The 4,758-nt window shown below is 65.7% G+C and carries 5 protein-coding genes; 1 reads left to right on the forward strand and 4 read right to left on the reverse strand.

Annotated features, from left to right (window positions below):
- Positions 1-116 precede the first annotated feature (116 nt).
- The gene (locus NKJ06_RS34355) at positions 117-1,001 is read right to left on the reverse strand and encodes a hypothetical protein (protein ID WP_352812363.1); all 885 of its coding nucleotides are present in this window, start codon (positions 999-1,001) and stop codon (positions 117-119) included.
- 233 nt (positions 1,002-1,234) lie between these two features.
- Complete coding sequence (locus tag NKJ06_RS34360) at positions 1,235-1,807, reverse strand: hypothetical protein (RefSeq protein ID WP_352634463.1); 573 nt, start codon at positions 1,805-1,807, stop codon at positions 1,235-1,237.
- Between the two features lie 271 nt (positions 1,808-2,078).
- Between NKJ06_RS34360 and NKJ06_RS34365 the strand changes: the two genes are divergently transcribed.
- Entirely contained in the window at positions 2,079-2,393 is a 315-nt protein-coding gene (locus NKJ06_RS34365; protein WP_352486238.1) for a YMGG-like glycine zipper-containing protein, read from the forward strand.
- A gap of 95 nt (positions 2,394-2,488) precedes the next feature.
- On the opposite strand, the gene NKJ06_RS34370 is transcribed toward NKJ06_RS34365, so the two are convergent.
- Together NKJ06_RS34370 and NKJ06_RS34375 are read right to left on the reverse strand one after the other, a co-directional pair.
- A complete protein-coding gene (locus NKJ06_RS34370; RefSeq protein ID WP_352634465.1) occupies positions 2,489-2,812 on the reverse strand; it encodes a Bbp19 family protein in 324 nt (107 codons plus the stop codon).
- Positions 2,809-4,578: a portal protein gene (locus NKJ06_RS34375; protein ID WP_352634467.1), complete on the reverse strand. Its 1,770-nt coding sequence runs from the start codon at positions 4,576-4,578 to the stop codon at positions 2,809-2,811. The genes NKJ06_RS34370 and NKJ06_RS34375 overlap by 4 nt, the downstream gene beginning before the upstream one ends.
- Positions 4,579-4,758 lie beyond the last annotated feature (180 nt).

Raw genomic sequence — 4,758 nt, forward strand, 5'->3', positions numbered from 1 at the left:
CAAGCGATCCGATCAAACCATCTCAGCCAATACTTGCAAGCAGGGGGCCGTCCACATATGAGCACCGGAAGCGCAGAAAGCCGTCGTTTGCAGGCCGGCTGAATATCGACACAGCTTTAGAGGGGGTTGTTGGGCATCCAGCGGTCGGGGTTCTCCCCGGCCTCGCGAGCCAGCCGCCGGGCACGGGCGGGGTCGCTTTTGACGAGGGCTGAGATATCAGTCAGGTTGCGTTCGCCGGCGGCGTTGCGCTTGAACGGATTGGCTCCGCTCCGACCAGCACCGCCGTCGATCGTGTCTTCGCGGAACATTGCCTCGCCGATCGCCTGGAACGCCTTGGCGATCTGCGGATCGGTCAGCGCCCCGTTGGGCAGAAGGATGCCCTTCGCCTTGTAGGCGTCGACCAGGCCGAGCTTTTTCATCGCCCGGTTGGCGACCTCCAGCTTCTGGCGAAAGCCGTCGCTGTCGGTCGGCCCCCAATCCCTGACGAGATCGTCATGGGTGGCTTCGACCGAGCGGGCGAGCGCGATTTCCTGGCGCGCGGCCTGCTCGGCCATGTAGCCGACAAACCTGTCGTGATAGGCCTGCGCGGTCTTTGGCGAAGCACCGGCCTCGACCGCCCAGGCCTTGGACGCATTGGCGAGCTCGTCCGAATAGGCGAAATTGTCCGGCAGTCCTTCCGGCCTGATGTATTCGACCTTCTCGGATGAGGTGACCGGACGCATGGTCTCGGGCAGCCGGGCATGAAACCGGTCCCAGTCTTCCCGCGATGCGTCCGGGGCGGGAACGCGCAGGCTCTCACCCTGCCGCCGCTCCAGCTCCGCATAGGATGTGAAAACCCGATCGAGGCTTTCAGGCTTGGTCCAACCCTTGGTTTCAGCGAGCTTGCGGTTGCCTTCGGAAAGACCGTCAAACCAACTTTTGCCGGCCGTCGAGGAGGACCCATTGTCCCCGTTGGCCGGAGGCCATGCCGGGTTGCCCGCCGGCAGCGCAAGCGCCGCCACGGACCCGGCGTCTGCCAGATCTGTCTTGTGGGAGATTCCTTTGTTGAGGTTAGAAAAGAGCCGACGGCAAAAGCTTGGTATCTCCCCCCTCGAGGGGGAGATGGCCGGCAGGCCAGAGGGGGTCGCCGCGCGTGGAGCGCCAACTTCATTCGTCGCCGGGAGTCGCGTCCGGTCGAACCGACCCCCTCTGTCGCCTTTGGCGACATCTCCCCCTCGAGGGGGGAGATTGGCGCCTAGGCGTTATCTCCCCAGTTTTCCCACAGCAGCGTGATCGTGCCGGTCACGGCAATCGTCCCGTCGGCATCGATGTCGGTGCCGGTGGCAAACGCCAGGTTGAGATAGAGATCGATCGGCGTCGTGGTGCCATCCAGCGTCACTGCGGCGGCGATGTCGGCGGTCGAGGCGGTGGAGAGCGCGGCACCCACACCGTCGAGCGTGCGGGCCGTCGAGGCCAGCACATTGACCATGGTTCCAGCCAACGTCGCGCTCGATGCCGCCGCTGAGCCGAGCGACCAGGTCAGCGCTGCATTGTCGTTGATCGTTGACGGACGGATGCCGAGCACTGCGAACTGCAGCCGCGCCGTGCCTCCCTTGATGCGCACCTTGCCGTCGGTGAAATCGAAGACCTTCTGGCCGGCATAAGCCAGCGCATCGGCGACCGGCACCTGCATGCCGGCGAAGGTGAAGACAGTGCGATACGATCCGCCCTGCCCTGTTGTGATTGCTTTCAGGCCGGGCCTGGGCGGGGCAAGACCGGCCTCGCGGGCGGCGGCGCGGGCAAGCGTCCGGGGAAGACCTCGGGTCATTGGCATTTCTCCATTTTTCGGTGAGGCGAGAAGAGGTGTGCGCTGCGCGCGGGGGAGGCCCCGGTTTGGCTCCGGCCGAGCCGCCACAGGCTGAATCATTTTGACAAGGAGCAACGCTAGCGCCTTGTTCGAAAGGAGTGTTTTCGGCCGCCGGTCCATCAACGCCCGAGAAACCATGTCTTATATCGTGAGGCTTCGTGCCCCCGTTCCGCCGCAATGCGACCGCACGGGACGAGCCATAGGGATTTCAGGCCTTCAAGGGAGACCACACATGAACTTTCACAAAGCCATCGCCGCCGTGCTGATGACCGCAGCACTGGCAGGCTGCGCGCAGACCGAGGGCCAGCAGCGGGCCGGAACCGGCGCGCTGATCGGCGGCGCCGGCGGCGCCCTCGTCGGCCAGGCCATCGGCGGCAACACCAAGAGCACGGTCATCGGCGCGGCCAGCGGCGCCCTGCTCGGCGCCGTCGTCGGCTCAGCCACCACCCCGCAGCGCCGCGGCGAGCAACTCTGCCGCTACCAGGACCGCTACGGCCGCATCTACACCGCGCCTTGCGACGACCGGTACTACAACGGCGATTATTGAGGCGATTGCTGCGGAACTGCCAATCTCCCCCCTCGTGGGGAAGATGTCCGGCAGGACAGAGGGGGGCGCCGTAGGGCACCAGCGTCGGCGAACAGCTACCGCTCCTCCGCCCTTGCCGCCTTCTCCAGCGCCACCAGCTGCATCTCGTCCAGCGTCAGAAACCCCATAATGTGCTGCACCACTTCGGCTCGCGCATTGCTGAGCGCGCTGTGCAGCTCGAAGCCATTGGGCGTTCTGGTGCGCGCCATCCACTCGCCATAGGACGGACGCCGATAATAGCCCGTCGTCGCAGCCAGATCGGCGAGCACCATCTCGCCGTCCTCGCCGGAGAACACACGGAGATATGCCTTGGCCAGCGCGTCCCGGGCCCTGGCAGGACTGCCTACCTGTCCGGAGTGAGCGAAGCGTTTCCGGCTCATGCGCCGTTGCCCGCCGGGCCGATGGGCTGCCCGCCTTGACCACTTTGCGCATCTTGGGCGCCGCCCAGCATGTCTTGCAACCCGTCGAGCAGGCCGCTGTCGCGCGCCTGCACCGCCGCCGGCACCGCATCCTTGGCGGCCTTGCCGGCGGTGGCGATCGCCGCCATGCCGGCCTGCGCCTGGCTGGCCTTGGCGCGGGCATCGCGAAGGCCGTCGACCTCCTCCTTGCGGCGGAAGATGCGCTGCGGGCTGCGGCCGGCGCTTTGCACGATCTTGATCGCCTCGTCGCTGTCGATGTTGTCCATCACGCCGGGGTCGAACTGCGCCATCTGCATGGCGGTCGTCACCACCTGGATGGTGTCGCGCGCCTCGGCCGAGCGGCGCAGCACGTCGAGCGGGCCGGTGAAGGTCGGCCGCACCGCCTTGCCGGCCAGGCTTTCCGGTGGCAGGAAGCGGCTGTCCTCGTCATAGAGGCCCTTGTCCTCCAGAATGCCGAGTTCGCGGTCGAGATTGGTGGCGAAGCCGGCCTGGATGATCGAGCCGGACGGCCCGAGCAGCGCGCCCTTTTCCTCTTGCCTGATCAGCGCTTCGGTCGCCGTCATCCGCGGGTTCTGCACCAGCGTCTGGAACAGGTTGACGAACATCATGTCGCGGATCTCGTCGGCGCGGCTCTGCGCGTAGTTGAAGGCATATGTCGGGTTCTGCCCGGTCGAGATCGGCGCGATCAGCGGTCTGCCATTGTCGTCGATGAGGCCGGGATAATTCTCGCCGGGGTTGAGCACCGGCACATAGTCGAGCCTGGCCTTCGAGGCGGTGGCCGGGTCGGTGATCTGCTGCAGGGCGCGAAGCCCCGAGCGGCGCACGGCGTTTTCCTCGCGCACCGTCGTCAGCGCCTCGATGGTCGGCGAGATGCCATAGGGGTCGCCCTCGTAGCGGCGCCAGTTGAAGGTCGACACCGGGAAGGTGCGAAAGCCGCTCTCCCGGACGATTTCCTCCTCGTCCTCGATGACGTGGTAGGAGGCGAAGGCCGTGTCGAGATATTGGTACTGGCCGCCCAGCCGATACATCTTGCGCTCGTCGCGCGGCTGGATGCACTGGATCAGCGAGATCTTCGTCTCGCATTTGGCCGGATCGTCGAGCAGAACCTTGATGCGCGCCGGCAGCTTTTCGTAGCCGAGCAGCTGTGCCGCCTGCCGCGCCGTGCGCTCATAGCGGCGATGGAAAATATCGACCTGACCCCAGCGATTGCGGCTGAGATACCCCTCGACCACCGGGATCGAGGCGTAGCGGATCAGTGTCGCGCCAAACCCCTCCTCGGCATAGAGATATGCCGGACCGTAGCGCACGACATTGCGCAGGCAGGCTTGGGTCGCCGGCACGAAATTCGAATTGGCGGAGTAGCGCAGCGCAAACAGGAAATCGCGCAAACCTTCCGCCCATTCCTTCTCCTCGTCGGTCTCCTCGTCGTTCATGGCGGCAGTCGACAGCCCATGCCATTTTTCCGACTGCGGAATGATCAGGCTTTCCAGCCCCGCGGCCAGCCGGTTGGCGGCCGAGTTGATGGTGTTGGCATAGACGCGCGCACCCCGCCGCTCCTGCCGCTCGGCCTGCGAATCCGGGCTGCCTGTGCGGCGGCCGCTCCAGATATCGGGCGCATCGGGGTCGCAGAACTCCGCCACCTGCTCCCACACAGCCTCATACTGGCTGCGCTCGCTCTCGAGCTCGGACTGGCGGGACAGGATATTGCGGGCGCGGGAATCGGTCATGGGTGTCTCACTTGTTGGTAGTGGCGTTCTCTTGGAAATGCCGAGGGACAGCACCCCCTCTGGCCTGCCGGCCATCTCCCCCGCAAGGGGGGAGATTGGCAGCTTTGCGGCCTCACTTTTCCTGCAACGTTCACAATTGGCGAAGGCCGTCGCAACATCCAATCTCCCCCCTTGCGGGGG

It is taken from the genome of Mesorhizobium sp. M0293, assembly GCF_040321735.1.
Lineage (GTDB): Bacteria > Pseudomonadota > Alphaproteobacteria > Rhizobiales > Rhizobiaceae > Mesorhizobium.

Bases quoted from the DNA above. Each gene is read 5' to 3' on its own strand.
- NKJ06_RS34375 (WP_352634467.1), bottom strand. From the start codon at position 4,578: ATGACCGATTCCCGCGCCCGCAATATCCTGTCCCGCCAGTCCGAGCTC.
- NKJ06_RS34360 (WP_352634463.1), bottom strand. From the start codon at position 1,807: ATGACCCGAGGTCTTCCCCGGACGCTTGCCCGCGCCGCCGCCCGCGAG.
- NKJ06_RS34365 (WP_352486238.1), top strand. From the start codon at position 2,079: ATGAACTTTCACAAAGCCATCGCCGCCGTGCTGATGACCGCAGCACTG.
- NKJ06_RS34370 (WP_352634465.1), bottom strand. From the start codon at position 2,812: ATGAGCCGGAAACGCTTCGCTCACTCCGGACAGGTAGGCAGTCCTGCC.